Here is a 26296-nt window from a genome sequence, read left to right as displayed (position 1 = left end):
GGAGTGAGCGGATGCCGGAGCTTCCCGAGGTCGAGGCGCTGCGCGCCTTCCTCACCGACCACCTCGTCGGCCACGAGATCGTGCGGGTGCTGCCCGTGGCGATCAGTGTCCTCAAGACGTACGACCCGCCGCTCACCGCCCTCGAAGGGCGCACCGTCACGGCCGTGGCGCGCCACGGCAAGTTCCTCGACCTGGACGCGGACGGCCTGCATCTGGTCACTCACCTCGCCCGCGCGGGCTGGCTGCACTGGAAGGACCGCCTCCCCGACGGCACGCCACGCCCCGGCAAGGGCCCTCTCGCGCTGCGGGTCGCCCTGGAGACGGGGGAGGGCTTCGACCTGACGGAGGCGGGCACGCAAAAACGCCTCGCGGTGTACGTGACCGACGACCCGGCGGCCATCCCGGGCATCGCCCGCCTGGGCCCCGATCCGCTGGCCGCGGACTTCGACGAGGACCGCTTCGCCGGGCTCCTGTCGGACGAGCGTCGGCAGATCAAGGGCGCGCTGCGGGACCAGACCCTGCTCGCGGGCGTCGGGAACGCGTACAGCGACGAGATCCTGCACGCGGCCCGCATGTCACCGTTCAAGCTCACGTCGAGCCTCACGAAGGACGAGGTCCACGGGCTGTACGCGGCTTTGCGCAGCACGCTGACCGAAGCGGTGGAGCGCTCGCACGGAGTCGCTGCGGGCCGCCTGAAGGCGGAGAAGAAGAGCGGCCTGCGCGTGCACGGCCGCGCCGGTGAGACGTGCCCCGTGTGCGGCGACACCATCCGCGAGGTCTCCTTCAGCGACTCCTCGCTGCAGTACTGCCCCACCTGCCAGACGGGCGGGAAGCTGCTGGCGGACCGGAGGATGTCCCGGCTGCTGAAGTAGCCCTGTACGCGGGCGGGTTCAGGGGCTCCGTAGCGTGAGCAGGCGCTGTCCGCCGGTGGTGCGCACCTCGTAGCGGGCGATGTCCTCGCGGGGCAGGGCCGCGCCGCCTTGCGTGGCGAGCTCTTCGGACGGCTCGCCCGCGGGCGCCTTCCACGTCGTCACCGTCTGCTCGGAGCCGTCGGTGCCGACGGCGATGAGCTCGCAGACGTGGGGTCCGTCCGGGTCGCGGACCCGGAGCCCGATGTCCGTGCCCCAGTCGCGGCCCCGCGCGGTCAGAGTCGCGGAGACTCCGGTGCGGCCGTCGCGGGCGGTGATCTGGTCCGGGCCGGGCCCGTCGGCCCGCAGCACCGCGGCCGCGGGAGCCGCGAGCGCCAGGACGACGCTCGCCACGACCGCGCACAGCCGGCGTCGGCGCCCGGCCCTGCGCAGCCGCACCGCCTCGGTGAGCAGCCGCTCGCCGAGGCCGGGGCCGGGCACGGCGAGCGGCTCGACGTACGGCGGCGTGCAACGTTCGTAGGCGGCCAACTGCTGTGCTGCCGGTCCGAGTTGCGCCAGCATGAGCCGACACTCGGGGCAGTCCATGAGGTGGTCGTCAAAGCGGAAGGTGTCGGCCGCGTCGAGGACGCCGAGCGCGTAGGCGCCGGCGTCGCGGTGCCGCTCCAGGGGCCTCATGGCGTTCCTTGCGTGACGAGTCGGGCAGGGGGGTGCTTCCTGCCCTCCCGTACGCAAGCGACCGCCGAATCACTCAAGACACGGGACGCGAACACGCGCACGGGGTGTCAGGGCGACTCCGTGGCGGTGTCGGAACGTCTCTGCCCGGGCGTCAGAACAGATGGATCGCCAGGTGTCCGAGCGGCAGCCCCAGGCGCCAGGCCGCCGTCCACACCTTGGGTCCGTCGTCCTCACCGCACGGCGACCCGCCGCCCGGCACCGCGTCCAGATCGGGCGCGAGCAGCTCCGTCTCCTCGAGCCATCGCCATGCCAGGTCGGCCAGCTGCAGGTCGGGTGCGGGTTCGCCGGAGGCGACCGCGTCCGCCGTGAGCAGGGCCATCCGCTCGCCGACCCAGTCGAGCCACGGCTGGTCGTACGCCGTCAGGGACAGCCAGGTCTCCAGCTGGGAGACCACGCGGATGCCCGAAAGCTCGCCATTCGTGTCGGAAAGGAAAATAGTCAGGGCCAGAGCATCACGCCCCGCGCGGTATTCGAAAGATGTCGGCGGCATCAAATCGCCGGTACGCAGTAATTCGTCCGCGATGTACTCGGCGTACAACCACGCCATCGGCACGGCCAGTTCGCCATCACTCGGGCCCTCCGTGTTTCCTCGGCTCTCGTGCAGCATCCCGTCTCGCCTTCCTCCGATCCGTGCGCGTCGCCGGCCTCTGGCCCCCTATCCGGAACACGGATGAGGACAGCCGATTACCCGAAGGGGGCTCCGAGCAAGGCGCTTTACGGAGGCTTGACCAAGCCCTCGGTTTCGTCGCAGGTAGGGACCCCTCTGTTCTTCGTGTCACATGGCCGGATGATTTAAGTCCGTTTCGGGGACTATGACGGCATTGCTGCTTGACTCGGCATTGTGTCCGAATGTGGATTCGTTTCGCCGAATATCCCCCATTCATGGAGCCTGCCCGATGACGCAGCGCACACCCCAGCGAACAGCCCTTCTGACCGCGGCAATGATCGGAGCCACTCTCGCCGGGACCGCCGCCTGCACGGCGAATACGGAGCCCGCACAGGAGCGGAATACGGAGCACCGCAGCGAAAGACAGCGGGAAGGCGCCCAGGGCGGTAATCGGGACGCTCCGCCCCCCGCCCCTTCGGCGGCCGGCGGCGGCCAGGACGCCCCGCGCGCCTTCACGCTCATCGCCTCCGGGGACGTGCTCCCGCACTCCTCGATCATCGACCGGGCCAGCGCCGACGCGGGCGGCCACGGCTACGACTTCGTGCCGATGCTCAAGGACGTCAAGCCCGTCGTCTCCAAGGCGGATCTGGCGATCTGTCACATGGAGACGATCTACGGCGAGAACGGCGACTACACCGGCTACCCCAGCTTCAAGTCCCCGCCCCAGATCGCCCGGGCCCTGGCGGCCACCGGATACGACGCCTGTTCCACCGCCTCCAACCACACGCTCGACGACGGCGCGGCGGGGGTGAGCCGGACCCTCGCCGCGCTCGATAGGGCAGGCGTCAAGCACGCGGGTTCGGGCCGCACGGCCGACGAGGGCAGGTCGCCCGCCTGGCTGCGGGCGGGCGGCGCGAAGGTGGCGCAGCTCGCGTACACGTACGGCACGAACGACGCCCCGATGCCCCCGGGCAAGCCCTGGACGGTCAACCTCATGGAGCGCGAGCGGATCATCGCGGACGCGCGGGCCGCGCGGAAGGCGGGCGCGGACGTCGTCGTCGTCTCGGTGCACTGGGGCACGGAGTGGCAGGACACCCCCGACGAACGCCAGCTGAGCCTCGGCAAGCAGCTCACGGCGTCAAAGACCGGCGGCCGCCCGGACATCGACCTGATCCTGGGCACCCACGCGCATGTCCCGCAGGCGTACGAGAAGGTCAACGGGACCTGGGTCCTGTACGGCATGGGCGACCAGATCGCCGGCGACATGATCAACCACGAGGGTGCGAACGACCCGCGGGGCAATCAGGGCACCCTCGGCCGCTTCACGTTCGCCCCGCCGGCGGCCACCGGCGGCCGCTGGGAGGTCAAGAAGGCCGAGTTCATCCCCCAGTGGTTCGACACGTCCACGGGTCGCGTGACGAACCTGAACGCGGCGCTGGAACGCGGCGCCGACGTCACGGCCGTCCGCGACCGCATCCGCGGCATCGTCCTGAGCCGGGGTGCGGGGAAGGCGGGCCTCCTGATGGGCAAGTAACGGGAGGGGCCGTCAGGTGAGCCCCCGCCGAGCCGCAGCAGCCACCCACGCCCCGGCTCCACCCGGGGTGCGGGGTGCGGGTCAGGGGGCGACGGGCTTGTGGATGAAGCCGGTCAGTGGTGCGAGGACCTTCCAGTCGAGCGTTTCGTAGAGCGCCCGGCCCTGCACGGTCGCGCCCAGGAGGCCGGTGGTCGCACCGCTCTCGATGGCCGCTTCGGTGAGTGCGCCCATCACGACCGTGCCGAGACCGAGGCGCCGGTGCGCCTCCTCGGTGACGATCTGGTCGAAGACGCCCGCCGCGCCCGTCAGGCCGACCTGACCCCGCGCGGCGAGCTCCCCGTCGGCGGCCAGTACCCGCACGTCGATGACGCCGCCGGTGGTCTCGGTCGTGGCCGTGTAGCCCCGTGGCGCGCGCACGGCGGACGGACGCAGGTCGACCGCCATCAGGAAGCCGGGGTCGGTCGGCGCCCACTCGGGCGAGAACCACGGCCTCATGACGTCCGCTGCCAGAAAGGCCTTGACGTAGGTGGCCGGCCGGGTGACCGAGCCGATGAGCCGGCGGGCGGTCTCGGTATCAGTGTCGAGCAGGACGTGACGGACCATCTGGGCCCGCTGCCCGACCTGGATGCTCAGCCCCCACGGCTCGTCCACCGGTTTCGGCGCCCTCCGCGAGACGGTCCACCCGTCGACCCATGAGCGCGCGAGCTCCCACATCCGGACACCCCTCCGAGTAATGACTGACCCTCGGGTGAGGATGTTACACAAGCCTAGGGGACGCGGTCGGTCTTGGCGAGTTCCGACTTCCGGTACGAGTAGGCGAAGTACACGATGAGGCCGATCGCGAACCACACCGCGAACCGCACCCACGTCTGCCACTGGAGGAACGTGATCAGCCAGATGGAGAAGACGACCCCGATCGCGGGCACCACCGGCATGCCGGGGCAGCGGAAGGTGCGCGGCAGATCGGGCTGCTTGTAGCGCAGCACGATCACCGCGACGCACACCACGACGAAGGCCAACAGGATCCCGATGTTGGTCAGTTCGGCCGCCTCGCCGATCGGCAGGAACCCGGCGATGGCGGCCGAGGCGAACCCGACGATCCACGTCACGCGCGTCGGCACATGGCGGGTCTTGTGCGTCTTGGCGAACCACTTCGGCAGCAGACCGTCGCGGGACATGCTGAACCAGACGCGGGTGACGCCGAGCATGAAGGTGAACATCACGGTGAGGATGCCGATGATCGCGCCGACCGCGATGACGTCGGCGAGACCGCCCAGGCCCACGGACTTGAAGGCGGTGGAGAACCCGCTCTCCGGGTCGATGTCCTCGTAGCTCTGCATGCCCGTGAGGACGAGACAGGCCAGGACGTACAGGACCATCGAGATCGCCAGGGAGTAGAGGATCGCCTTCGGCATGTGGCGCTGGGCGTCCTTGGACTCCTCGGCGGCGGTACTCATGGCGTCGTACCCGAACACGGCGAAGAAGACCGTGGCCGCTCCCGTGAACGCGCCGCTGACGCCGAAGGGGAAGAACGGGTCGTAGTTGCCCGTGTCGATGTGGAAGAACCCGACCGCGATCACCACGAGGACGACGAGGACCTTGAGGACGACCACGACCATCTCGAAGCGCGCCGCGTTCTTGATGCCGAGCGTCAGCAGATAGGCGATGAGCAGGCACAGCACCGCGGCGAACAGGTCCACCTTGTGGCCGTCACCCGTGCCGGGCGCGCCCAGCATCCAGTGGGGCAACGAGGCGCCCATGTCCTCGATCAGGAAGTTGAAGTAACCCGAGATGCCGATCGCGACCACCGCCACGATCGCCGTGTACTCCAGGAGCAGGTCCCAGCCGATGAACCAGCCGGTGATCTCCCCGAGCACCACATAGCCGTAGGTGTACGCCGATCCCGCCTTCGGGATCAGGCCCGCGAACTCGGCGTACGAGAAGGCCGCCGCCGCGCTGGCGATGCCGGCGATGAGGAAGGAGATGAGGACGGCGGGCCCGGCCGTGCCGTTGGCCACCGTCCCGGCAAGGGTGAAGATGCCGGCGCCGATGATGCCGCCGACGCCGATCGCGGTGAGTTGCCAGAGGCCGAGCGAGCGGGAGAGCCCGCCACCCGCTCCCTCTTCGGTCTCGTCGATGTGTTCGATGGGCTTGCGGCGCAGTACGCCGTGCCCCATCCGGAGTCCCGCCATGAGCTCCACCTTTTCGCGGACGGCAGTCGGCTGATGGCGGATCATGATGGCGCAGGCGCGTGCGTGACGGAAGACGCCACACCCCTCATACGTGTGGGGGTTCAGCAGTCTGGGGGCCGGGGGTTACGGCACCACGGTGACGGGCCAGCGGCCCGCCTTGACGAGGCGTACCGCGACCGAGCCGACGATCCGGTGGCCCGCCTGCTCGGAGGCGCCGACGATCACGGCGTCGGCCTTGAGGTCGTCCGCCGCGGTGACCAGACCGCTGTAGGGATCGCCGCGGAAGGTGTGGAACTCCCAGCGCACGTCGAATATGTCCTTCACCCGCTCGGCCGACTCCCGGATCTCGGCGATCAGCCCCTCGGCGATCTCGTCCGTCGTGTCGGCCACCGGGGCGCCGAGGGCGGCGCCAGCGGCCATCACCGGCTGGATGTAGACGACGGCGAGCAGGGCGCGCTGGCGTCGCGCGAGGCCTCCGGCGTAGGCGGCGGCCCGGAGCGAGGAGTCCGATCCGTCGACCCCGACGACGATCACCTTCGGGCCGTCGGTTCCGCGTTCGAACTGGTGGGAGTGGTCTTCAGTCACAGCCGAGAGGTTAACGGAGAGCGCCGTTCCTGTTGAGGGCGCCCACGGCCGGGGGCAAGGGCTTCCCCGGCCGCCGCGGCGCGCAGGGGCTCGACGGGCGGCATCGGCCGACCCTTCCTAGGGTCGGTCCATGAGCACCAGCGTGGAGAGTCCCCGCACCGCGCCGCCGCAGGGCACGAAGGACCGGTTCCTCGGGCACGTGCCGGAAGGCTTCGCCGCCTTCTTCGGCACCCTGGGCCTCTTCTGCGCGGTCCTCGCGGTCATCGCCCCGCTGCGCCACCTGCTGCGCCCGGTGGTCCGCTTCCTCGACCTCCTCACGGTCCCGGTGAGCCCCAACCTGGCGTACGCCGTCTTCCTCTTCCTCCTCGCGGCGGCGACAGCGGCCCGCAAGAAGGTCGCGTGGTGGCTGATCGTCGTCTACCTGGGGCTCCTCCTCGCCTTCGACGTGCTCGGCATGGCCCTCGGCTTCTGGGCGGATTCGCTGCCCTCCTTCGTGGTCTGCTCCCTCGCCTTCGTCGTGCTCGTACTGGCCCGCAAGGAGTTCTCCGCCGATTCCCGCCGCGGGGCGGTCCGGCGCGCCCTCCTGGTGCTCGTCGCGGGCCTCGCCGTGGCGATCCTGGTCGGCTGGGGGCTCGTCGCGCTCTTCCCGGGCACGCTGCCGCGCGGCCAGGCCCTGCCCTGGGCGGCGAACCGTGTCTGCGGCGGGCTCTTCACCGGCCACGACTACTTCGACGGCAGGCCACCGCGCGCCCTGCACTTCTGGCTCGGCCTCTTCGGCGCCCTCGCCCTGCTCAACGCCGCCGCGACGCTCTTCCGCTCCCAGCGCATGGAAGCCGCCCTGCACGGCGACGAGGAACCCCGCATCCGCGCGCTCCTCGGCACGTACGGCGCCCAGGACTCGCTCGGCTACTTCGCCACCCGGCGCGACAAGGCCGTGGTCTTCTCGCCCAGCGGCAAGGCAGCCGTCACCTACCGCGTGGAGGCGGGCGTCTGCCTGGCCAGCGGCGACCCCGTGGGCGACCGCGAGGCCTGGCCGCACGCGATCGGCGCCTGGCTGGAGGTGGCCCGGCGGTACGCCTGGGCGCCCGCCGTGATGGGAGCCTCCGAGGAGGGCGCCACCGCCTACGCCCGCTCCGGGCTCGGCGCGCTCCAGCTCGGCGACGAGGCGATTCTGCACGTCGCGGACTTCGACCTGGACGGCCGGGACATGCGGGTCACCCGCCAGGCCGTGAACCGGGTACGCCGCACCGGCGCCACCACCCGCATCCGCCGCCACTCCGCCCTCACCGACCAGGAGATGGAGGAGATCGTCGACAAGGCGGACGCCTGGCGGGACACCGAGACCGAGCGTGGCTTCTCGATGGCGCTCGACCGCCTCGGCGACCCCGAGGACGGCGACTGTCTGCTCGTCGAGGCGCTGGACGCCGACGGCCGGCTCATCGCCCTGCTCTCCCTCGTCCCCTGGGGCAAGGACGGCATCTCCCTGGATCTGATGCGCCGCGACCGGGCGACCGCGCCCAACGGCGTCATGGAGTTCATGGTCGCCGAACTCTGCGCGGACGCGGGCAGGTCCGGGGTGCGCCGGGTCTCCCTGAACTTCGCCGTGTTCCGCTCGGTCTTCGAGGAGGGGGCCCGCATCGGCGCCGGGCCCGTCCTGCGGCTGTGGCGGGGGCTGCTCCTCTTCTTCTCCAAGTGGTGGCAGCTCGAAGCGCTCTACCGCTCCAACGCCAAGTACCACCCCGAGTGGTACCCCCGCTTCATCTGTTACGGCGACGCCGGAGCGCTCGCACGGATCAGCCTCGCCTCGGGCATCGCCGAGGGGTTCGTGTCCGTGCCCTCGCTGCGCAAGCTCTGGGGCAAGGGCCGGGGGCACAAGGGCGTCACCAAGCCCGCGAGCACGGAGCACCTCCCGCCGATCTCCGCCCTCGGCCTCGCGGGCCACGGCGACGGTGCGGACGCCGATCCCCTGGCCGCGCTCCCCGACCAGGTCCGCATCCGCCACCGCAAGCTCGACCGGCTGCGCGCCGACGGCATCGACGCCTACCCCGTGGGCCTTCCGCCGCGCACCCACACCCTCGCCGAGGTGACGCCCGCCCTGGCCGGGCAGGACGTCACGGTCGCGGGGCGCCTCATGCTCGTACGCGACTTCGGCGGGGTCGTCTTCGCCGTCCTGCGCGACTGGTCGGGCGACCGGCAACTCGCCCTGACCCGCGACCGGTCCGGCCAGGACGTCCTGGCCGGCTTTACTTCCGGCACCGACATCGGCGACCACATCACCGCCACCGGCACGGTCGGCGCCAGTGACAAGGGCGAGCTCACCGTCTTCGTCACCGGCTGGCAGCTCACCGGCAAGTGCCTGCGCCCGCTGCCCGACAAGCGCCGCGGCCTCGCCGACCCCGAGGCCAAGGTCCGCCGCCGCTACCTCGACCTGGTGGCGAGCCCCGGCGCCCGCGACGTCGTCCGGGCCCGCTCCACCGCCGTACAGGCCCTGCGGCAGGGGCTGTTGGACCGCGGCTATCTGGAGGTCGAGACGCCGATGCTCCAGCAGATCCACGGCGGCGCCAACGCCCGCCCCTTCACCACCCACATCAACGCCTACGACCTCGACCTCTATCTGCGCATCGCACCCGAGCTCTATCTCAAGCGGCTCTGCGTCGGCGGCATGGAGAAGGTCTTCGAGATGGGCCGCACCTTCCGCAACGAAGGCGTCTCCTACAAGCACAACCCCGAGTTCACGATGCTGGAGGCCTACCAGGCGTACGCCGACTACGACGTGATGCTCGACCTCACCCGCGAGCTCATCCAGGGCGCCGCCACCGCCGCCTTCGGCGCACCCGTCGCCCGCAAGGCCGACGCGGACGGGCGGCTCACCGAACACGACATCTCAGGGCTCTGGCCGGTCAGGACGGTCTACGGCGCGATCTCCGAGGCGCTCGGCGACGAGATCGACGCGGACACCCCGCTGCCGCGGCTGCACCGGCTCTGCGACCGCGCGGACGTCCCGTACAAGCCCGACGACGGCCGCGGTGACGTCGTCCTGGAGATGTACGAGCGCCTCGTCGAGGAGAAGACGACGCTGCCCACCTTCTACAAGGACTTCCCGACCGACGTCTCCCCGCTGACCCGCCAGCACCGCACCGACCCGCGCCTCGCCGAGCGCTGGGACCTGGTCGCCTTCGGCACCGAACTGGGCACCGCCTACTCGGAGTTGACCGACCCCGTCGAACAGCGCCGCCGCCTCACCGCGCAGTCGCTGCTGGCCGCCGGGGGAGACCCGGAGGCCATGGAGCTGGACGAGGACTTCCTGGACGCCCTGGAGTACGCGATGCCGCCCACCGGCGGGCTCGGCATCGGCGTCGACCGGCTTGTCATGTTCCTCACCGGCCTGACGATCCGGGAGACGCTGCCCTTCCCGCTCGTGCGGCGCCGCTGATCCCCCGTTGTCTCCGCTGGTCCCATCGGGTGCTTTCGCGGCCCGCCATGGTGTTGCTGTCCGGCGTGCGCCTTCCGCCATGCGACGGATTAGTAATGAAAAAGGATCAAATGACTCCAGGGCGTCGCGCACTTCTGCGCGGCGCCGCTGTCTTCGGTCTGGTCGCGACCGCCGGATGCGCGGGTTCGGAGCCCAAGGCCCCGCCAGGGCCCACGGCTTCCGGCGGTCCGGCGGCCGGCGGCCCGCCCGCCGCGCGCGCCCTCAAGCCCTCCGCGTACCGCCTCCAGCCCATGGCGGGCAACGGCCCGCCGCGCGCCGCGCGCGCCCTGCCCCGCGTCCGCAGGGCGCCGATCCTGCGCATGGACGGACAGGGCCGCAGCATGTTCCTGACGTTCGACGACGGCCCCGACCCGCGCTACACGCCGGGCATCCTGCGCACCCTGCGCCAGTACGACGTCCGCGCGACGTTCTTCGTCTGCGGTGAGATGGCCGTCGACAACAAGGACCTGCTGCGCCAGATGGCCGACGACGGGCATCTGATCGGCAACCACACCTGGACGCACCCGCTCCTTCCGAAGATGAGCCGGAGCGCGATGCGCGAGGAGATCGAGCGCACCTGCGACGTCGTGGAGGAAGCGGTCGGCGAACCCCCCGCCTGGTTCCGCGCCCCCTACGGCGCCTGGAACCGCAACGCCTTCCAACTGGGCGCCGACCTCGGCATGGAGCCGCTCGCCTGGACCGTGGACACCCTGGACTGGACCGAGCCGGGCACCGGCACCATCATCCGGCGCGTACGGGCCGGTGCGGGGCCCGGAGTGGTGGTCCTCTCGCACGACGCGGGCGGCGACCGTTCCCAGAGCGTCGCGGCGCTGCGGACGTATCTGCCGGAGCTGATCGACTCGGGTTACCGGATCACGGTGCCGAGCCGCCACGAGATGTAAAAGGAATTTCGCCCGCCCGGTGCCGTCAGCGCACATCCACCAGGCGGGCGAAAGCGACTACATTCCCGTCGTAACCGGACCGCTTGGAGAATCCGCCGCCGCAGGTGATGACGCGGAGTTCCGGAGCTCCCTTGTCGCTGTAGACGCGGCTTCCCGGGAAATTGTTCTTCTCGAAGACTTCGATTCCGTAGATCTCGAAAACCGCGGTCTTGCGGTCCCTGCGCAGGACTTCTACGCGATTTCCCTTTTTCAGCGAGCCCAGGCCGTAGAAGACCGCGGGGCCCTGCTGATTGTCGACATGGCCGACGATCACGGACGTGCCCTTCTCGCCCGGTGACACGGCTCCGGTGAACCATCCCGCGAGGTTCGGGTCCTCGGCCGGAGGCGCGTCCACCCAGCCGTCCTCGTCGAGCCCGACCGGCATGACCGGCGCCTCCACCTGGATGCCCTTGATCCCCACGCGCTCGGCGGGGGAGAACGTCAGCGGTGCGACCGCCTTCCCCGCACCGTCGGGCGCCTGGTCCGCCGCGGCGGCCGAAGCGGGCTGCGGCGGGCCCACGTCGAATTCCCCTGAGCCATTCCGGATCAGCGCGAGGCCGGTCAGCAGAACGAGCGCCATCACGCCCCACGGCGCGCGCTTCCGCTGTGATTCCTCTTCATCGGCCGGCTGGGACGAAGGCATTCTCTGATCCCCTCTCAACGCGGCATTCGAACCGCGTCCGTTGCGCGTACAAGAACGCTAAGCGCGGCGCGCGTGCCGGGCGACAGAGCGGGAGCGAACGGGTGGCGCCCATACCGGGCATGCGCCATCCGAGTCGCGGGCGGCAGGAAATTTCTGACGGTCCGTGACCTGCGGCAATATCGGCTTGTGCGTGCGCCCTTCGGCGTGTCGCCTCACCAGTACGGCCGATCGCCGAAATGCGGGTCTGAGCAGGGCAACTGAGGGTCTGTCTGGGAGGCGCTCTCGCCGATCGACCGGGGAACGGTTACCCCGGGGCGCTTTCCGCGGAGGATTCACATGCGTACTTCTCGTATGCGCACCACTCGTGCCCTCGCGGTCGCCGTCACCGCGGGTGCCGTCGTCGGCCTCGCCGCCCCGACGGCATCGGCCTGGGCCGACCCGTCCAACATCGTCGCCATGCCGAGCGTGATCCCCCGCGGGGGACAGCTGACGGTCACGGTCGACGGCACGGCGTGCTCGGCCCCGGGCAGCAAGGTCACGTCGAACGCCTTTCCCGACACGCCGCTGCACGGCATGAACGGCGGCACCGCCAGCGCGAACCCCCGGGTCTACCACCACGCGAGCCCCGGCGCCCACAGCATCACCGTGCACTGCGGCAGCGGTGGCGCCAAGAAGACGCTCACCAAGCCCGACGCGTTCACCGTCATCCACGGCGGTGTCCGCGGTGGTCTCGGCGGCAGCAGCAGCTCCGGGGCGACCGGCACCGACATGGCGATCGGCGGGGCGCTCGTGACGGTCGCCCTGGTCGGCGGCGGAGTGTTCTGGATGCGCCGCCGCTCGGAGAACGCGGGGCGCGGCATCTGACCGCGGGCCCGGTTCCGGTGCGCCCGCTCCTCGCACGTCGGGCGCTCGTACGCCGGGCGTGAACTGTTCCGCCTCCCTGACCGGCGCGTCCCCCCTTCCGCGCCGGTCGGGCGGCGGGCGGGTCAGGACTTGTTGCCGTCCCCGGTGCGGCGGCGCGTCCAGTGGTACGCGGTGCCGAGCGTGCCCACGATCAGGGCGCCGCCGAGGGCGATCTCGTGCAGGTCGAACCCGCCGAAGCTGCCGCCCACGCCGGCCTTGACCCCGTGGTGGACCGGTCCCGTGGGGTGCGAGGTGGGGTGATGGGTGGGGCGGCCGGTGGCGATGGTGAGGTCCGTGGTGCCGGTCTCGCCCTTGCAGTCGAAGGTCACCTCGTACATCGCGCCGGGCTTGGCGTCGGGGAAGACCATCGCGGCGACGGAATTCTGCCCCTTGGGGATGTGCGCGTCGTCGAAGACGCCGGAGGTGACCTTCGTGTCGCCCTCGCAGCCGTCCACGCTGAGCTGGACCTGACCGCCGGCGGCGATCGTGGAAGGGGTGACGCGGAAGCCGAACGAAGTGATGTTGTTGGGGTTGTCACCCTCGTCGGCGACGGCCGCCGTGGCGGTGGTGGCGCCGAGGGTCAGGGTCGTGGCGGCGAGCAGAGCGGCCGAGGCGACGCGTATCGCGCGCATGATGATTCCTCCGGGTCCCCGAGGAGCAGCCGCGGACCTTCTTCCGCTTTCACCTGATATGCACCTCGATGCCGCACACGCTAAGCAGGGACCCGAGCGGCCGCGATCCACGTCGCGCGAACGGGGCAACGGTGTGGGCCGGACAGGGGAACGGGCGGGGTGTCGCGGGTGGGACGGCAGGGTTCGGGGGACGGGGCGTGTAGGGGCGACGCGAGCACGTACGCGTCCGTACGCGAGCACGTACGCGAGGCTGTACGCGGGCGCGTCAGGAAGCAGGCCCCCACAGATGCGCCGCGCCGCCCCGCCACTCCACGAGGTGCGGGTCGTCCAGGGCCATGTCCGCGTCGCCGAGGCCCGCGCGGCGCAGAAACTCCACCAGGTCGTGATCGTCGCGCGCGACACCGACGGCCTGCCCGCGCACGGTGACCCGCCGTCCGCCGTCGGAAGCGGGCGGGTGGACGATGATGGGTGTCTGCCAGGTCATGCCACCAGAGTGCGCTGTAAGGGGCCTCCGCGCAGCATGGTTTACGGACCCGTGTGCGAAGCCGGTCCCGGGAGGCCGGGGTAGCCGCTGCGCCGGTATCCCTCCCAGAGGCGCCCGCCGCACGGCGCGAGCACCTCGTCCACCAGCGCGACAAGACCCGAGGTCTCGCCCTCCATGGCCTGCCTGACCAAGCCCGCGAGCTCGGCGGAGAAGCCCGGCCGCACCTCGTCCACACGCCGCGCCAGCCACTTCCCGCCGCCCCGCCACGACCCCGCGTACGAAAGGACGAACCCGCTGACCCGGCGGGCGATCTCGGTGACGATGAACAGACGTTCGCCCGGGTGCGCGCAGCCGGCGAGGTCGTCGAGGAGATCGGTGAGCGCGTAGCGCCGGTCCTCCAGCTCCTCCTTTGTCGCTTCCGGCGGCCCGGCCGCCAGCAACCCCCGTGCCTCGCCCTGGAGTCGGGCGCCGGTCCCGTTGCGGTCCACGATCACCACTCCGTCGGCGCACATCGAGAGCAGCGACGACCATCCCCGTGGGATCTCCCTCCGCACGAACCACCACCGCCGAGAATGGCCGCCACCGCGTCGGGGTGGCGTGCCTGGACCAACTGCCGGGCGATCCACGTGGGTTCGATGGGCTCCATGGAAACAGGGTGCGCCACCCACTTTCGGGGTGCGGGTCAGACGGCCGGTCGGACGTGATGGCGCCATAGGCTGGCCCCGATGATTGAGACCGTCGTGTTCGACGTGGGGGAGACCCTCACCAAAGATGACCGCTACTGGGCGTCCTGGGCCGATTGGCTCGGCGTGCCCCGTCACACCGTCTCCGCGCTCGTGGGAGGTGTCGTCACGCGGGGCCGCGACCACACCGAGGCACTGCGGCTGCTCAGCCCGGACATAGATGTCGCCGCCGCCCATCAGGCCCGCGAGGCAGCGGGGCGCGGTGAGCACCTGGCCGAGACCGACCTCTACCCCGATGTACGTCCCGCTCTGGGCGGGTTGCGCGACCAGGGGCTGCGGGTCGTCGTCGCGGGCAACCGCACCGAACGCGTGGCCGAGTTGCTGCGGGGCCTCGACCTGCCCGTCGATCTCGTCGCGACCTCGGGGGAGTGGGGCGTGGCGAAGCCTGACCCCGCCTTCTTCGCCAAGGTGATCGAGGCGGCTCAGGCCGCCCCGGAGAACACGCTGTACGTCGGAGACCACCCCGCGAACGACGTCTTCCCCGCGAAGGCCGCCGGGCTGCGGGTCGCGCACATCCGGCGCGGCCCCTGGGGGCACTGGTGGGCCGACGACCAGGCCGTGGTCGAAGCCGCCGACTGGCGGATCGACTCGCTCACCCAGGTCGCTTCGGTCGTCGCGGAGTGAGTGGACGTCAGAACGGCTGCCCCGCCCGAGGGTTGAGGGCGGGGCAGCGCATCCCTCATCCCCCGAGGTTGTCGAAGAGGGCGCGGAACGGATCCGGGGTGGCCGCGACGCCGCGGCTGTAGGGGGCGTCGAAGTCCCAGATGAGGAAGAGCAGGAAGGCGATCAAGGCCGAGAACAGCCCCGCGAGGATGAGTTCTCGCGGGGTGCGGCGGATCTGCAGGGCGAAGATCATGCCGACGGTGACGAGACCGCCCGTGATGAGACCGAACCAGACCACGCCGGGCATGGTGGCTCCGGCACTGTCGCCGCGGGAGTTGCGCGCGTCGTCGGCGATCGCGACCTGGTCGACCAGCGGCTGGTAGGCCTGCGCCTCGAAGTCGGACTTGGGCTGGTAGTCCGTGACGTCGTGGCGCACCCGGTCCAGGAGTCGGGTGCCGCGATCGGTGAGTTCGCCGCGGTCGGTCATCGCGTCCCACTCGGTGGTCACGACATGGCTGACATAAGCGTGTACATCCGTGCGGATGCGCTCACGGACGTCGGCCGGATAGACCCGCGCACGCTCCGACACCTCGTGCAACGCCTGCGCCTCGGTGTGCACATGGTCCTCGGCGACGCTGCGGGCCTCCCAGACACCGGCGATGGCCAGGCCCAGGACGATGGCATACACGACGCCGATCATCATCGTCATGTACTCGATGACGTCCGGGGTCTCCGAGGCGTCGTAATCCGGGCTCGTCCTGCGGTGCCGCAGGAACGTGACGACCAGGACGACGCCGCACGCGGCCGCCATCGCGAGGGTGAGAACAAGCCATTCCGACATGGGACCTCCGACGGGTCAGCGCGGCCGCAGCGCGGCGACGGCGAGCACCGCGGGCGCGGTGAGGAGCAGGGTGAGCGAGACCAGGGACGGGCCGCCGCGGGGCGGTGGCGTGCGGGACGCGACGCGGTACGAGGGGTAACTCACCGGCTTCGGCGTGACCTTGGCCGGGGCTGACGGGGCCGGCTTCGGAGCCGGCCGCGGGGGTGGCGGTGGGGGCGGCGGCGCGGGCTCAGGAGGCGTCGGCCGCGCGGGCGGTGGCGGCGGCGGTGGCGGCGGAGGCGGTGGCTCCGGCGCGGGCGGCTCCGGGCGCGGCGGCGGGGCCGGAGCGGGCGGCGGCGGTGGCGGTGGCGGCGGTGGCGGTGGCGGAGGCGGCGGCTTCGGGTGGCGCGTGGGGCCCGCCCTGCAGACCACTCCGTCCCCCGAGACCGCCACGGCGTCACCGCCGGGCCCGTCACCGATCGAGGCGTAGGCGCAGTTGTCGGCGGGCGCGGTGGCGGGTGCGGTGGCAGGGGTCGCGGCAGCCGCCGGCGCACCGAGCAGCCAGGCCAGCACCAGCAGCACCAGTAAGCGTGTGACCAGGCCGGACGAGGCCCTAGTGGATCCATGCACGTCAGGGATCATGGGCAGCGCGTCGCCCTGCCACGCCGATGCCGCCCTCCTGTGACCCGAAGGGAGGAGACGCCGGGTGCGGGGTTGACGAACAGGCGGTCGCGGGCTTGACGCGGAAAAGAATCTTGAACGCAGGTTGAACGCATCAGCCGTCCCCACCCGTACCTAGGGCCATGCGTGACGCACTCAGCGGCGCGACACCCAAGCAGACAGCGGGAGTTACCGATGAAGACCTGGCGAAGCGCCTCACTCGTGGCGACAGCTGCGGCCATGCTGGCGCTGACGACGGCGTGTGGTCAGGAGAAGGGGGACCAGTCGCCGAACGGGCAGAACGTCGGCAACCAGGCCCCGGCCAAGGACGGGTACGGGGCCGGGGACGGATACGGCGCCGACACGGGCGACGCGAAGGAAGGCGCGGGGAAGGCGAAAGCCGCCGGTCAGCTCGCTGTCTGGGACAGCAAGAAGCTCGGCAAGGTCGTCACCGACAGCGAGGGCCGCACGCTCTACCGCTTCGACAAGGACACGGCCCAGCCCCCCAAGTCGAACTGTGACGGCGCCTGCGCGTCGACCTGGCCCGTGGCCTCCCCCGAGGGCGCGGAAGCCCCGGCCGGAGTCGACAAGTCCCTGCTCGGCGAGGTGACCCGCACCGACGGCAGCAAGCAGCTGACCATCGACGGCTGGCCGATGTACCGGTACGCCAAGGACACCAAGGCCGGTGACGCCAAGGGCCAGGGCGTGGGCGGCACTTGGTACGCGGCCGCCCCCGACGGCAAGAAGGCCGCGCCCGCGGCCGACGAGGCCGAACCTCCCGCCGAGACGGCTCCCGTCGACCCGGCGGGGCTCTCCACCCGCAAGGACCCCAAGCTCGGGGAGATCGTCGTCGACAAGAACGGCATGACCGTCTACCGCTTCACCAAGGACTCCGCCTGGCCGATGAAGTCCGCGTGCACCGGCGCCTGCCTGGAGAAGTGGCCGGTGGTGCCGCCCGTGGCCAAGAACGACACCAAGGGGATCCTGAAGAAGGGCTTCGTCGTCTTCGACCGCCCCGACGGAGTGCGCCAGCAGACGATCGACTGCTGGCCGATGTACACCTTCGCCGGTGACAAGAAGCCCGGCGACACCAATGGCCAGGGCGTGGGCGGCACTTGGTACGCCGCCGGTCCTGACGGAAAGCCTGTCGGCGCCCCGAAGTAGGCGTACAGGAAATAGACGTACAGGAAATAGAGGTACAGAAGCAGTCGGCGTCGAAGGGCAAGTCCGAAGAAGAAGTCGGCCAAGAAGGGGGGACAGTCAGAAGTACCTCGCGTACGGTCTACCGGTCCGTTCCTTTCCCCCTCCCGGGGAAGGAACGGACCGGTTCTTTGGGTTGAAATTCGGCACTTGCCACGGGCAGTGACCGAGAACGGACGCCCAATTTCCGTTTTGACTCGCTCCTTTGGCGGACGATCAGTAGCCTCACCTTCGAACACCGGCTCGTCTCGCCTACGTCTTGGAGTCTTGATGGAGCGTCCCGCCTGGGCCCCGCAGGGCATCGACATCACGATGCCCAGCGTGTCCCGCATCTACGACTATTACCTGGGCGGTTCGCACAACTTCGAGGTCGACCGGGACGCAGCCCGCCGGGCCATGGAGTTCATGCCGGGGCTGCCCAAGATCATGCAGGCGAATCGTGCCTTCATGCGCCGAGCGGTGCGTTTCGCCGTGGACCAGGGCATCACCCAGTTCCTCGACATCGGTTCGGGCATCCCCACCTTCGGCAATGTGCACGAGGTCGCGCGGCAGGCCGACCCCGAATCCCGCGTGGTGTACGTCGACCACGACGCGGTCGCCGTGGCGCACAGCCGTGCCGTCCTCGAAGGTGACGGGCAGACGGCCGTCGTCGCCGCGGATCTGCGCAAACCCCTGGACATTCTGGGCAGTTCGGAGGTCAAGGGGCTGCTCGACCTGGACCGGCCCGTCGCCCTTCTTCTCGTCGCCGTCCTGCATTTCGTGGAGGACGCGTACGATCCCTACACAGCGGTCGCCGAACTGCGGGACGCAACTGCGCCCGGCAGCGTGATCGCCCTCACGCACGCCTCGTACGAAGGGATGCCGATCCCCGCCGAGCAGGCCGGTCAGGCCGTAGGCGTCTACAAGGACATCCGCAATCCACTGATCATGCGCTCGCGCGAGGAGATCGCGCGGTTCTTCGAGGGATACGACATGGTGGAACCCGGCCTCGTGCCGATGCCGCGCTGGCGGCCCGACACCGCGCCCGAGGAGGAGGATCCCTATGCCTTCTCCGGGTTCGCCGGCGTGGGGCGCAGGGCATGAGCGGGGACCCGGACGGCCCCGAGGACAGAGTGCGCAGGTTCGCCACCATCTGGAGCCGCGCCATCTTCCCCGTGACGGCGACGTCGCTGACCCGTCCCGAGTTCGAGCTGCAACTGGTGCCGCTGGCAAGGCGGTTGCGTGCCGCCCTGCACGAGCGGATCTTCGACGCGGCCGAGGGCCAGGCGATCGGCGCGGCGCTCGTCGGCACGCACTGCACCGATCCCGAGGCGCTGAGCCGCACGCTCGACTGCGTGGACGCCTACCTCGTCCTGTACTGCGGCGAGGACGGACCCCAGGAGGAGCTGCGGGCCCGGTCCGCGCGCCTGCAGCACGCCGTGGCCGCGGGTTTCGCGGCGGCCCTGCGCGAGCGGACCCTCGCCGAGCAGGAAGCGATATCCCGGGCCGCCCTGGACGCCCGCAGCGCGGTCGCCGAGGCCCTGCACGCCAGCGAGGCCCGCTTCCGTGCCGTTTTCCACGGCGCGGCGATCGGCATCGGCATCGCCGACCTCACGGGCACGGTCCTGGAGGCGAACGACGCGCTGATCCGCATGTTCGGCGGCCTTGAGAGCCAGCTGCGCGGACGAAAGGTCTCGGAGTGGACCCACCCGGAGGACTCGCCCCACGTATGGAAGCTCTACGAGGAGCTGGTGCGCGGGGAGCGCGAGCACTACCGCGTGGAGAAGGCCTTCTACCGGCCCGACGGCACCGCCCTGTGGACCAATCTGACCGTCTCGCTGCTGCGTGACGCCGACGGAGTGCCGCAGTACCAGCTGGCGTTGATGGAGGACACCACCGAACGCCGGCTGCTCAATCTGCGCCTCCGCTACGAGGCGACGCACGACGCGCTCACCGGTCTGCCCAACCGCACCCTGTTCTTCGAGCGCCTGGAGAAGGCTCTCGCCGCGGGCGACGGCGCTCGCTTCGGGCTCTGCTATCTCGACCTCGACGGCTTCAAGACCGTCAACGACAGCCTCGGGCACGCGGCGGGCGACCGGCTCCTCGTCGAGGTCGCCGACCGGCTCCAGTCGTGCGCCACGGCCCCCGGCGAGATGGTCGCGCGGCTCGGCGGCGACGAGTTCGTGGCGCTGACCACGGGCCGCGACACCCAGGCCGAGGTGGACGACCTCGCCGGGCGCATCATGCACGCGCTCTCCACGCCGATCCGCGTCGAGGGCCGCGAGCTGACCGTGCGCGGCAGCATCGGCATCGTCGAGGGCCCGGCCGGTGAGCGGGGCGCGGCGGAGGTGCTGCGCAGCGCCGACATCACGATGTACCGCGCGAAGTCCGCAGGCGGCAACCGCTTCGAGCTCGCCGACCCCGAGGCCGACGCCCGCGCCATCACTCGGCACGGCCTGACCACCGCGCTGCCCGCCGCCCTGGAGCGCGGCGAGTTCTTCATCGAGTACCAGCCCCTGGTGCACCTGGGCGACGGCAGCGTGCGCGGGGCGGAGGCGCTGGTGCGGTGGCTGCATCCGCAGCACGGCATCATCGGCCCCGACCGCTTCATCCCGCTCGCCGAGCACACCGGTCTGATCGTGCCGCTCGGCCGCTGGGTCCTCGAGGAATCGGTCCGCCAGGCCCGCACCTGGGAGGCGCGGCACAAGGACGCCGGGCCGCTGCGCGTGAACGTGAACCTCTCGCCCATGCAGCTGAACCACCCCGGCCTGGTCTCGGACACCGTGGAGATCCTGGAGCGCGCCGGCCTCGAACCGGGCGCGCTGTGCCTGGAGGTGACCGAGTCCGCGCTGATCGGCGCCGACGACGACCTGCTCAAGCCGCTGCGGCGGCTCGCCGAGATGGGCGTGGACATAGCCCTCGACGACTTCGGCACGGGTTATTCGAACCTCGCCAATCTGCGCCGCCTGCCGGTGAGCGTCCTCAAGCTCGACCGCTCCTTCACCCAGGGCATGCAGCACTTCCCGGCCGACCCCGTCGACCTGAAGATCGTCGAGGGGATCGTGGCGCTCGCCCACAGCCTGGACCTCGCGGTCACGGTCGAGGGAGTGGAGACGGGCGCCCAGGCGGATCAGCTGCGAGAGTTGGGCTGCGACACGGCACAGGGCTGGTACTACGCCAGGCCCGGCCCGCCGGACCAGCTGCACGAGCTGGCGCTTGCCGACGCGGTGAGCTGACGATCTGACGCTTTGAGGAGTACGGACATGGCGCCCGGAACCATCCAGTGGGTGTACGCCTTCGTGGACCGTCCCAAGGAGCGGTTCGCGAAAGCCCATGCGTTCTGGGCGGCGGTCACCGGAACGCGGCTCTCCGCGTTCCGGGGCGACGACGATCAGTTTGTGACGCTGCTGCCGGACGCGCTGCTTCCGGAGGGACCGCTGCCGGAGGAGGCCGACGCGTTCCTGAAGGCGCAGGCGGTCGAAGGTCCCGGCGGCGCGCACCTCGACTTCGCCGTGGAGGACGTACCGGCCAAGGCGCGCGAGGCCCGCGCGCTGGGTGCCGTCCCGGTCTTCGCGGAGGAGGGCCTGGAGGTCCTGCGCTCGCCCGGCGGCCAGCTGTTCTGCGTGGTGCGCTGGGAGGGCGAGAAGGTGCGCCCCGGGCCGCTCCTCGCACCGGACGGGACCACGAGCCGCCTCGACCAGGTGTGCCTGGACGTGCCGCCGGCGGTGTTCGAGGCGGAGAAGGCGTTCTGGCCCGCCTTCACCGGGTGGTCCGACCGCCCGGGTTCGCGCCCGGAGTTCCACCTCGTCGAGCCGGACCCGCGGCTGCCGATCCGCATCCTGTTGCAGCGCCTGGACACGGACGGACCGGCCGGGGCGCACCTGGACTTCTCCTGCTCCGACCTCGACGCGGACCGCGTCCGGCACGAGGCGCTTGGCGCCGAGACCGTGTGGCGCGGGCCGCACTGGATCGTCATGCGGGACCCGGCGGGCGGCACGTACTGCCTGACGATCAGGAACCCCGAGACGGGCGGCTTGCCCGACGCGCGCTAGCTTCGCTGGAACCTGCGGGCCGGTGGGGGCTTGCCGCGCAGTTCCCCGCGCCCCTCAGGCGGCGCTGGGAACCCCGTGACGGCACGGGGGGCGCCCCTCAGGGGCGCGGGGAACTGCGCGATCAGCCACGTCCCACCCGCAGTCCACGTACCGGCCTCACCGCGAAGCGGAAACTCACCGCTCCAGCAGCATCCGCTGCAGCTCGCGCGCAGCCCGTGGCGGAGCCACATCGCTGCGGTGGGCCAGGGCGATCGTGCGGTGCAGGGCGGGGCGGGCGAGGGGTGTCATCCGCAGGCCACGTCCCGCGCGTTCGGCGACCATGCGGGGTACGACCGCGACCCCGAGCCCGGCCCGCACGAAGCCGAGCACCGCGTCCATCTCGCCGCCCTCGACCGCGAACTCCGGCTCGAACCCCTCGGCCCGGCAGGCGGCGACCGTCAGTTCCCGCAGGTCGTAGCCGTGCCGGAACATCACCAGGCGCTCCCGTTGCAGATCGGCCACCCGTACCGACTTGCCGCCGAACTTCCGTGCGTCCGGGGACGACACCACGACCAGGTCCTCGCGGAGCAGCTCCACCGTGGTCAGGGCCGGAGAAGGAGTGGGGAGGGGGAGCACGACGACGGCCAGGTCCAGGGCGCCACGGGCCAGTTCGCGCACCAGGTCGTGGGAGCCGCTCTCCTCGAGCAGGAGCTGGATGCCGGGGTGGCGGTCGTGGAAGGCGCGCAGGACTTCCGGCAGCAGGCCGGTGCAGACGCTGGGGGTCGCTCCCAGGCGGATGCGGCCGCGGCGCAGCTGGGCCAGCTCCTGGACCTCGATGCGGGCGGTGTCGGCGTCCGCGAGGATGCGGCGGGCCAGCGGAAGCAGCGCCTCGCCCGCGTCGGTCAGCGCGATGTTGCCGCGGGCCCTGCTGAACAGTTCGGCGCCCAGCTCCTTCTCCAGGGCGCGGACCTGCTGGGAGAGCGAGGGCTGGGAGACATGGACCTGCTCGGCGGCCCGCGTGAAGTGCCGGGTCTCGGCCACCGCGACAAAGTAGAGGAGCTGTTGGAACTGCATATACGGCAGCGTACGGCCGATGATAGCCACTCGCTATCGAGATGAGCTGATCCATCTCTTGGACCGATCGGGACCTTCGGCCTTAGCGTCGGTCCCATGGCTCTGGCAACGCGGACGGACCGAAAACGGTCGTCGATGACGCGCACGATCTGGGACTCGTCCGTCGGCAAGAAGACAGTGATGGCCGTGAGCGGCCTGATCATGCTGCTCTACCTGATCGCCCACATGATCGGAAACCTGAAGATCTTCTTCGGGCCCGCGGAGCTCAACCACTACGCCCACTGGCTGCGCACGGTCGGCGAGCCCTTCATGCACTACGAGTGGACGCTCTGGCTGATCCGCGTCGTGCTCGTCGTCGCCGTGGTCGCGCACGCCGTCTCCGCGTACCAGCTGAGCCGCCGCGACATCAAGGCGCGCCCCGCCAAGTACGTCAACAAGAAGGCGGGCAAGAGCTTCGCCACCCGCACGATGCGCTGGGGCGGGATCATCCTCGCCCTGTTCATCGTCTGGCACATCCTGGACCTGACGACCGGCACCGTGCACCCGGGCGGCTACGAGCACCTGCACCCGTACCAGAACATCATCGACACGTTCTCCACGTGGTACGGCAACGTCATCTACATCGTGGCCGTCACCGCCCTCGGCTTCCACGTGCGCCACGGGCTGTGGAGCGCCGCGCAGACCCTCGGCGCGGGCAAGGCGACCCGCGACCGCGCCCTCAAGATCGTCGCCAATGGCCTCGCGCTGGTCCTGACGGCGGGCTTCGTCGTCGTCCCCGTGGCCGTCATGACCGGAGTGGTGAGCTAGCCGATGAATTCCTCCCGTGAGTACGCCGAGTATGAGACCGGAGAGCCGGTCGTCGACACCAAGGCACCGGCCGGTCCCGTCGCCGAGCGCTGGGACACCCGCCGCTTCGAGGCCAAGCTGGTCAACCCCGCCAACCGCCGCAAGCACACCGTGATCGTCGTCGGCACCGGCCTCGCGGGCGGCTCCGCGGGCGCCACACTCGCCGAACAGGGCTACCACGTCGTCCAGTTCTGCTATCAGGACTCGCCGCGCCGCGCCCACTCGATCGCCGCGCAGGGCGGCATCAACGCCGCGAAGAACTACCGCAACGACGGCGACTCGATCCACCGGCTCTTCTACGACACCGTCAAGGGCGGCGACTTCCGCGCCCGCGAGTCCAACGTCCACCGCCTCGCGCAGATCTCGGTGGAGATCATCGACCAGTGCGTCGCCCAGGGCGTCCCGTTCGCGCGCGAGTACGGCGGCCTCCTCGACACCCGCTCCTTCGGCGGCGTACAGGTCTCCCGGACGTTCTACGCACGCGGCCAGACAGGGCAGCAGCTTCTGCTCGGCGCGTATCAGGCGCTCAGCAGGCAGATCGCCGCGGGCAACGTGGAGATGCACGCGCGCACCGAGATGCTCGACGTGATCGTCGTCGACGGGCGCGCCCGCGGCATCGTCGCCCGCGACCTGATCACCGGCAAGATCGAGACGTACTTCGCCGACGCCGTGGTCCTGGCCTCCGGCGGCTACGGCAACGTCTTCTACCTGTCGACGAACGCCATGAACTCCAACGCCACGGCCGTCTGGCGGGCCCACCGGCGCGGCGCCTACTTCGCCAACCCCTGCTTCACGCAGATCCACCCCACCTGCATCCCGCGCACCGGCGACCACCAGTCGAAGCTGACGCTGATGAGCGAGTCGCTGCGCAACGACGGACGCATCTGGGTCCCCAAGGCCCAGGGCGACGACCGACCGGCGAACAAGATCCCCGAGGAGGAGCGCGACTACTACCTGGAGCGCATCTACCCCTCCTTCGGCAACCTCGTGCCCCGCGACATCGCCTCACGCGCGGCGAAGAACGTGTGCGACGAGGGCAGGGGAGTGGGCCCCGGCGGCCAGGGCGTCTACCTCGACTTCGCCGACGCCATCAAGCGCATGGGCAAGAAGGCGGTCGAGGCCAAGTACGGCAACCTCTTCGACATGTACGCGCGGATCACCGACGAGGACCCGTACAAGACGCCCATGCGGATCTACCCCGCCGTGCACTACACGATGGGAGGGCTCTGGGTCGACTACGACCTGCAGACCACCGTCCCGGGTCTGTTCGCCGTCGGTGAGGCCAACTTCTCCGACCACGGCGCCAACCGGCTCGGCGCGTCCGCCCTGATGCAGGGCCTCGCCGACGGTTACTTCGTGCTGCCGTCCACGATCAACGACTACCTCGCGCGCAACCCCCACCACGACGAGGTCTCCGACGAACACCCCGTCGTACGCGAGGTGTTGGACGAGACCGCCGACCGGATCACGCGGCTCCTCGCCGTCGACGGAGACCGCACCCCCGACTCCTTCCACCGCGAACTCGGCGAGCTCATGTGGGAGTTCTGCGGCATGGCCCGTACGGAGACGGGGCTGCGCAAGGCCCTGGAGCGCATCCCGCAGATCCGCGAGGAGTTCTGGCGCCGCCTCAAGGTGCCCGGCACCGGCGAGGAGTTCAACCAGTCCCTGGAGAAGGCGAACCGCATCGTCGACTACCTGGAGCTCGCCGAGCTGATGTGCCTCGACGCCCTGCACCGCGCCGAGTCCTGCGGCGGCCACTTCCGCGAGGAGTCGCAGACGCCGGACGGCGAGGCGGCCCGCGTGGACGAGGAGTTCTCGTACGCCGCCGCCTGGGAGTTCACCGCCACCGGTGCCGCCCCCGTCCTTCACAAGGAAGACCTCGTCTTCGAGTACGTCCACCCCACTCAGCGGAGCTACGCATGAAGCTCACCCTGCGCGTCTGGCGCCAGCAGAACGCCGACGCCGACGGCGCCATGTCCACCTACGAGGTGGACGGCATCTCGTCCGACATGTCCTTCCTGGAGATGCTGGACACCCTCAACGAAGAGCTCATCGTCAAGGGCGACGACCCCGTCGCCTTCGACCACGACTGCCGCGAGGGCATCTGCGGCGCGTGCTCGCTCGTCATCAACGGCGACGCGCACGGGCCCGAGCGCACCACCACCTGTCAGCTGCACATGCGGTCCTTCAAGGACGGCGACACGATCGACGTCGAGCCGTGGCGGGCCGCCGCCTTCCCGGTCGTCAAGGACCTGGTCGTGGACCGCTCGTCCTTCGACCGGATCATCCAGTCCGGCGGGTACATCAGCGCCCCGACCGGTGCCGCCCCCGAGGCCCACGCTGCGCCCGTGCCGAAGCCCGACGCGGACTTCGCGTTCGAGCACGCGGAGTGCATCGGCTGCGGCGCGTGCGTCGCCGCTTGCCCCAACGGCTCGGCGATGCTGTTCACTTCGGCCAAGGTCAATCACCTGGGCGTCCTGCCGCAGGGTGCCCCGGAGCGCGAGACGCGTGTCCTGGACATGGTCGCGCAGATGGACGAGGAAGGCTTCGGCGGCTGCACGCTGACCGGCGAGTGCGCCACCGCCTGCCCGAAGGGCATCCCGTTGCCCTCCATCTCCGCGATGAACAAGGAGTGGTTGCGGGCCACCAGGAAGGTGAGCCGATAGAGATGTGAGGGGCTGTGGGGATCTGCGGGTCGTTTGTGGCTGGTCGCGCAGTTCCCCGCGCCCCTGAGGGGCGCGTA

At 70.7% G+C, this 26296-nt stretch carries 26 protein-coding genes; 14 read left to right on the top strand and 12 right to left on the bottom strand.

Annotated features, from left to right (window positions below; all coding sequences use genetic code 11):
• The first annotated feature begins 11 nt into the window (after positions 1–11).
• On the top strand, positions 12–872 hold the full coding sequence (locus AB0I66_RS09930; RefSeq protein ID WP_363207259.1) for a DNA-formamidopyrimidine glycosylase family protein: 861 nt from the start codon (positions 12–14) through the stop codon (positions 870–872).
• Positions 873–890: 18 nt separating this feature from the next.
• Here the strand turns inward: AB0I66_RS09930 and AB0I66_RS09925 are convergent, their stop codons facing one another.
• Both AB0I66_RS09925 and AB0I66_RS09920 read right to left on the bottom strand, forming a co-directional pair.
• The gene (locus AB0I66_RS09925) at positions 891–1544 is read right to left on the bottom strand and encodes a zf-HC2 domain-containing protein (protein ID WP_363207258.1); all 654 of its coding nucleotides are present in this window, start codon (positions 1542–1544) and stop codon (positions 891–893) included.
• A 151-nt stretch (positions 1545–1695) separates the two neighbouring features.
• On the bottom strand, positions 1696–2211 hold the full coding sequence (locus AB0I66_RS09920) for a hypothetical protein (protein WP_363207257.1): 516 nt from the start codon (positions 2209–2211) through the stop codon (positions 1696–1698).
• 289 nt (positions 2212–2500) lie between these two features.
• Here AB0I66_RS09920 and AB0I66_RS09915 point away from each other — a divergent pair, with 289 nt between their 5' ends.
• Complete coding sequence (locus AB0I66_RS09915) at positions 2501–3745, top strand: CapA family protein (RefSeq protein WP_363207256.1); 1245 nt, start codon at positions 2501–2503, stop codon at positions 3743–3745.
• 81 nt (positions 3746–3826) lie between these two features.
• On the opposite strand, the gene AB0I66_RS09910 is transcribed toward AB0I66_RS09915, so the two are convergent.
• The 3 genes from AB0I66_RS09910 to AB0I66_RS09900 form a co-directional block, all read right to left on the bottom strand.
• Complete coding sequence (locus tag AB0I66_RS09910; protein WP_363207255.1) at positions 3827–4459, bottom strand: GNAT family N-acetyltransferase; 633 nt, start codon at positions 4457–4459, stop codon at positions 3827–3829.
• 53 nt (positions 4460–4512) lie between these two features.
• Positions 4513–5937 (bottom strand): amino acid permease, encoded by a 1425-nt coding sequence (locus AB0I66_RS09905; RefSeq protein WP_363207254.1) that lies wholly within the window; start codon positions 5935–5937, stop codon positions 4513–4515.
• Positions 5938–6060: 123 nt separating this feature from the next.
• The gene (locus AB0I66_RS09900) at positions 6061–6522 is read right to left on the bottom strand and encodes a universal stress protein (protein WP_363207253.1); all 462 of its coding nucleotides are present in this window, start codon (positions 6520–6522) and stop codon (positions 6061–6063) included.
• Between the two features lie 130 nt (positions 6523–6652).
• On the opposite strand from AB0I66_RS09900, the gene lysX reads away from it, so the two are divergent.
• Positions 6653–9955 carry a bifunctional lysylphosphatidylglycerol synthetase/lysine--tRNA ligase LysX gene (lysX, locus tag AB0I66_RS09895; RefSeq protein ID WP_363207252.1) on the top strand — a complete coding sequence of 1101 codons (3303 nt, stop codon included), beginning with the start codon at positions 6653–6655 and terminating at the stop codon, positions 9953–9955.
• Positions 9956–10065: 110 nt separating this feature from the next.
• Positions 10066–10896 carry a polysaccharide deacetylase family protein gene (locus AB0I66_RS09890; protein WP_363207251.1) on the top strand — a complete coding sequence of 277 codons (831 nt, stop codon included), beginning with the start codon at positions 10066–10068 and terminating at the stop codon, positions 10894–10896.
• 25 nt (positions 10897–10921) lie between these two features.
• On the opposite strand, the gene AB0I66_RS09885 is transcribed toward AB0I66_RS09890, so the two are convergent.
• A complete protein-coding gene (locus tag AB0I66_RS09885; RefSeq protein WP_363207250.1) occupies positions 10922–11578 on the bottom strand; it encodes a class F sortase in 657 nt (218 codons plus the stop codon).
• A gap of 351 nt (positions 11579–11929) precedes the next feature.
• Between AB0I66_RS09885 and AB0I66_RS09880 the strand changes: the two genes are divergently transcribed.
• Positions 11930–12442 (top strand): hypothetical protein, encoded by a 513-nt coding sequence (locus AB0I66_RS09880; protein WP_363207249.1) that lies wholly within the window; start codon positions 11930–11932, stop codon positions 12440–12442.
• Positions 12443–12564: 122 nt separating this feature from the next.
• Here the strand turns inward: AB0I66_RS09880 and AB0I66_RS09875 are convergent, their stop codons facing one another.
• The 3 genes from AB0I66_RS09875 to AB0I66_RS09865 all read right to left on the bottom strand — a co-directional run bounded on the left by AB0I66_RS09875 (position 12565) and on the right by AB0I66_RS09865 (position 14085).
• Positions 12565–13113: a hypothetical protein gene (locus tag AB0I66_RS09875; protein WP_363207248.1), complete on the bottom strand. Its 549-nt coding sequence runs from the start codon at positions 13111–13113 to the stop codon at positions 12565–12567.
• 265 nt (positions 13114–13378) lie between these two features.
• Entirely contained in the window at positions 13379–13597 is a 219-nt protein-coding gene (locus AB0I66_RS09870; protein ID WP_363207247.1) for a hypothetical protein, read from the bottom strand.
• A gap of 41 nt (positions 13598–13638) precedes the next feature.
• Entirely contained in the window at positions 13639–14085 is a 447-nt protein-coding gene (locus tag AB0I66_RS09865) for a nucleotidyltransferase domain-containing protein (RefSeq protein ID WP_363207246.1), read from the bottom strand.
• 237 nt (positions 14086–14322) lie between these two features.
• Between AB0I66_RS09865 and AB0I66_RS09860 the strand changes: the two genes are divergently transcribed.
• Positions 14323–14964: an HAD family hydrolase gene (locus AB0I66_RS09860; RefSeq protein WP_363207245.1), complete on the top strand. Its 642-nt coding sequence runs from the start codon at positions 14323–14325 to the stop codon at positions 14962–14964.
• Between the two features lie 55 nt (positions 14965–15019).
• Here AB0I66_RS09860 and AB0I66_RS09855 read toward each other — a convergent pair whose 3' ends face one another.
• Both AB0I66_RS09855 and AB0I66_RS09850 read right to left on the bottom strand, forming a co-directional pair.
• The gene (locus AB0I66_RS09855; protein ID WP_363207244.1) at positions 15020–15784 is read right to left on the bottom strand and encodes a hypothetical protein; all 765 of its coding nucleotides are present in this window, start codon (positions 15782–15784) and stop codon (positions 15020–15022) included.
• A gap of 15 nt (positions 15785–15799) precedes the next feature.
• Positions 15800–15928 (bottom strand): hypothetical protein, encoded by a 129-nt coding sequence (locus AB0I66_RS09850; protein WP_363207243.1) that lies wholly within the window; start codon positions 15926–15928, stop codon positions 15800–15802.
• A gap of 10 nt (positions 15929–15938) precedes the next feature.
• Here AB0I66_RS09850 and AB0I66_RS09845 point away from each other — a divergent pair, with 10 nt between their 5' ends.
• The 5 genes from AB0I66_RS09845 to AB0I66_RS09825 all read left to right on the top strand — a co-directional run bounded on the left by AB0I66_RS09845 (position 15939) and on the right by AB0I66_RS09825 (position 21654).
• A complete protein-coding gene (locus tag AB0I66_RS09845; protein ID WP_363207242.1) occupies positions 15939–16253 on the top strand; it encodes a hypothetical protein in 315 nt (104 codons plus the stop codon).
• A gap of 365 nt (positions 16254–16618) precedes the next feature.
• Complete coding sequence (locus AB0I66_RS09840; RefSeq protein ID WP_363207241.1) at positions 16619–17587, top strand: SCO0930 family lipoprotein; 969 nt, start codon at positions 16619–16621, stop codon at positions 17585–17587.
• A gap of 306 nt (positions 17588–17893) precedes the next feature.
• Complete coding sequence (locus AB0I66_RS09835; protein WP_363207240.1) at positions 17894–18706, top strand: SAM-dependent methyltransferase; 813 nt, start codon at positions 17894–17896, stop codon at positions 18704–18706.
• Positions 18703–20838, top strand: coding sequence for an EAL domain-containing protein (locus tag AB0I66_RS09830; RefSeq protein WP_363207239.1), 2136 nt, complete (start codon positions 18703–18705; stop codon positions 20836–20838). The genes AB0I66_RS09835 and AB0I66_RS09830 overlap by 4 nt, the downstream gene beginning before the upstream one ends.
• Positions 20839–20865: 27 nt before the next feature.
• Positions 20866–21654 (top strand): VOC family protein, encoded by a 789-nt coding sequence (locus AB0I66_RS09825; RefSeq protein WP_363207238.1) that lies wholly within the window; start codon positions 20866–20868, stop codon positions 21652–21654.
• Between the two features lie 174 nt (positions 21655–21828).
• On the opposite strand, the gene AB0I66_RS09820 is transcribed toward AB0I66_RS09825, so the two are convergent.
• Positions 21829–22707 carry a LysR substrate-binding domain-containing protein gene (locus AB0I66_RS09820; RefSeq protein ID WP_363207237.1) on the bottom strand — a complete coding sequence of 293 codons (879 nt, stop codon included), beginning with the start codon at positions 22705–22707 and terminating at the stop codon, positions 21829–21831.
• A 135-nt stretch (positions 22708–22842) separates the two neighbouring features.
• Here AB0I66_RS09820 and AB0I66_RS09815 point away from each other — a divergent pair, with 135 nt between their 5' ends.
• From AB0I66_RS09815 to AB0I66_RS09805, 3 genes are read left to right on the top strand one after another with little or no spacing between them, the layout of a single operon-like run.
• A complete protein-coding gene (locus tag AB0I66_RS09815; protein WP_363207861.1) occupies positions 22843–23514 on the top strand; it encodes a succinate dehydrogenase in 672 nt (223 codons plus the stop codon).
• Positions 23515–23517: 3 nt separating this feature from the next.
• Entirely contained in the window at positions 23518–25476 is a 1959-nt protein-coding gene (locus AB0I66_RS09810; RefSeq protein WP_363207236.1) for a fumarate reductase/succinate dehydrogenase flavoprotein subunit, read from the top strand.
• Positions 25473–26219 (top strand): succinate dehydrogenase/fumarate reductase iron-sulfur subunit, encoded by a 747-nt coding sequence (locus AB0I66_RS09805; RefSeq protein WP_363207235.1) that lies wholly within the window; start codon positions 25473–25475, stop codon positions 26217–26219. The genes AB0I66_RS09810 and AB0I66_RS09805 overlap by 4 nt, the downstream gene beginning before the upstream one ends.
• Positions 26220–26296: the final 77 nt, after the last annotated feature.

This window comes from Streptomyces sp. NPDC050439, from assembly GCF_040655335.1.
Classification (GTDB): Bacteria; Actinomycetota; Actinomycetes; order Streptomycetales; family Streptomycetaceae; genus Streptomyces.
This window is presented reverse-complemented; position numbering and strand designations above follow the sequence as displayed.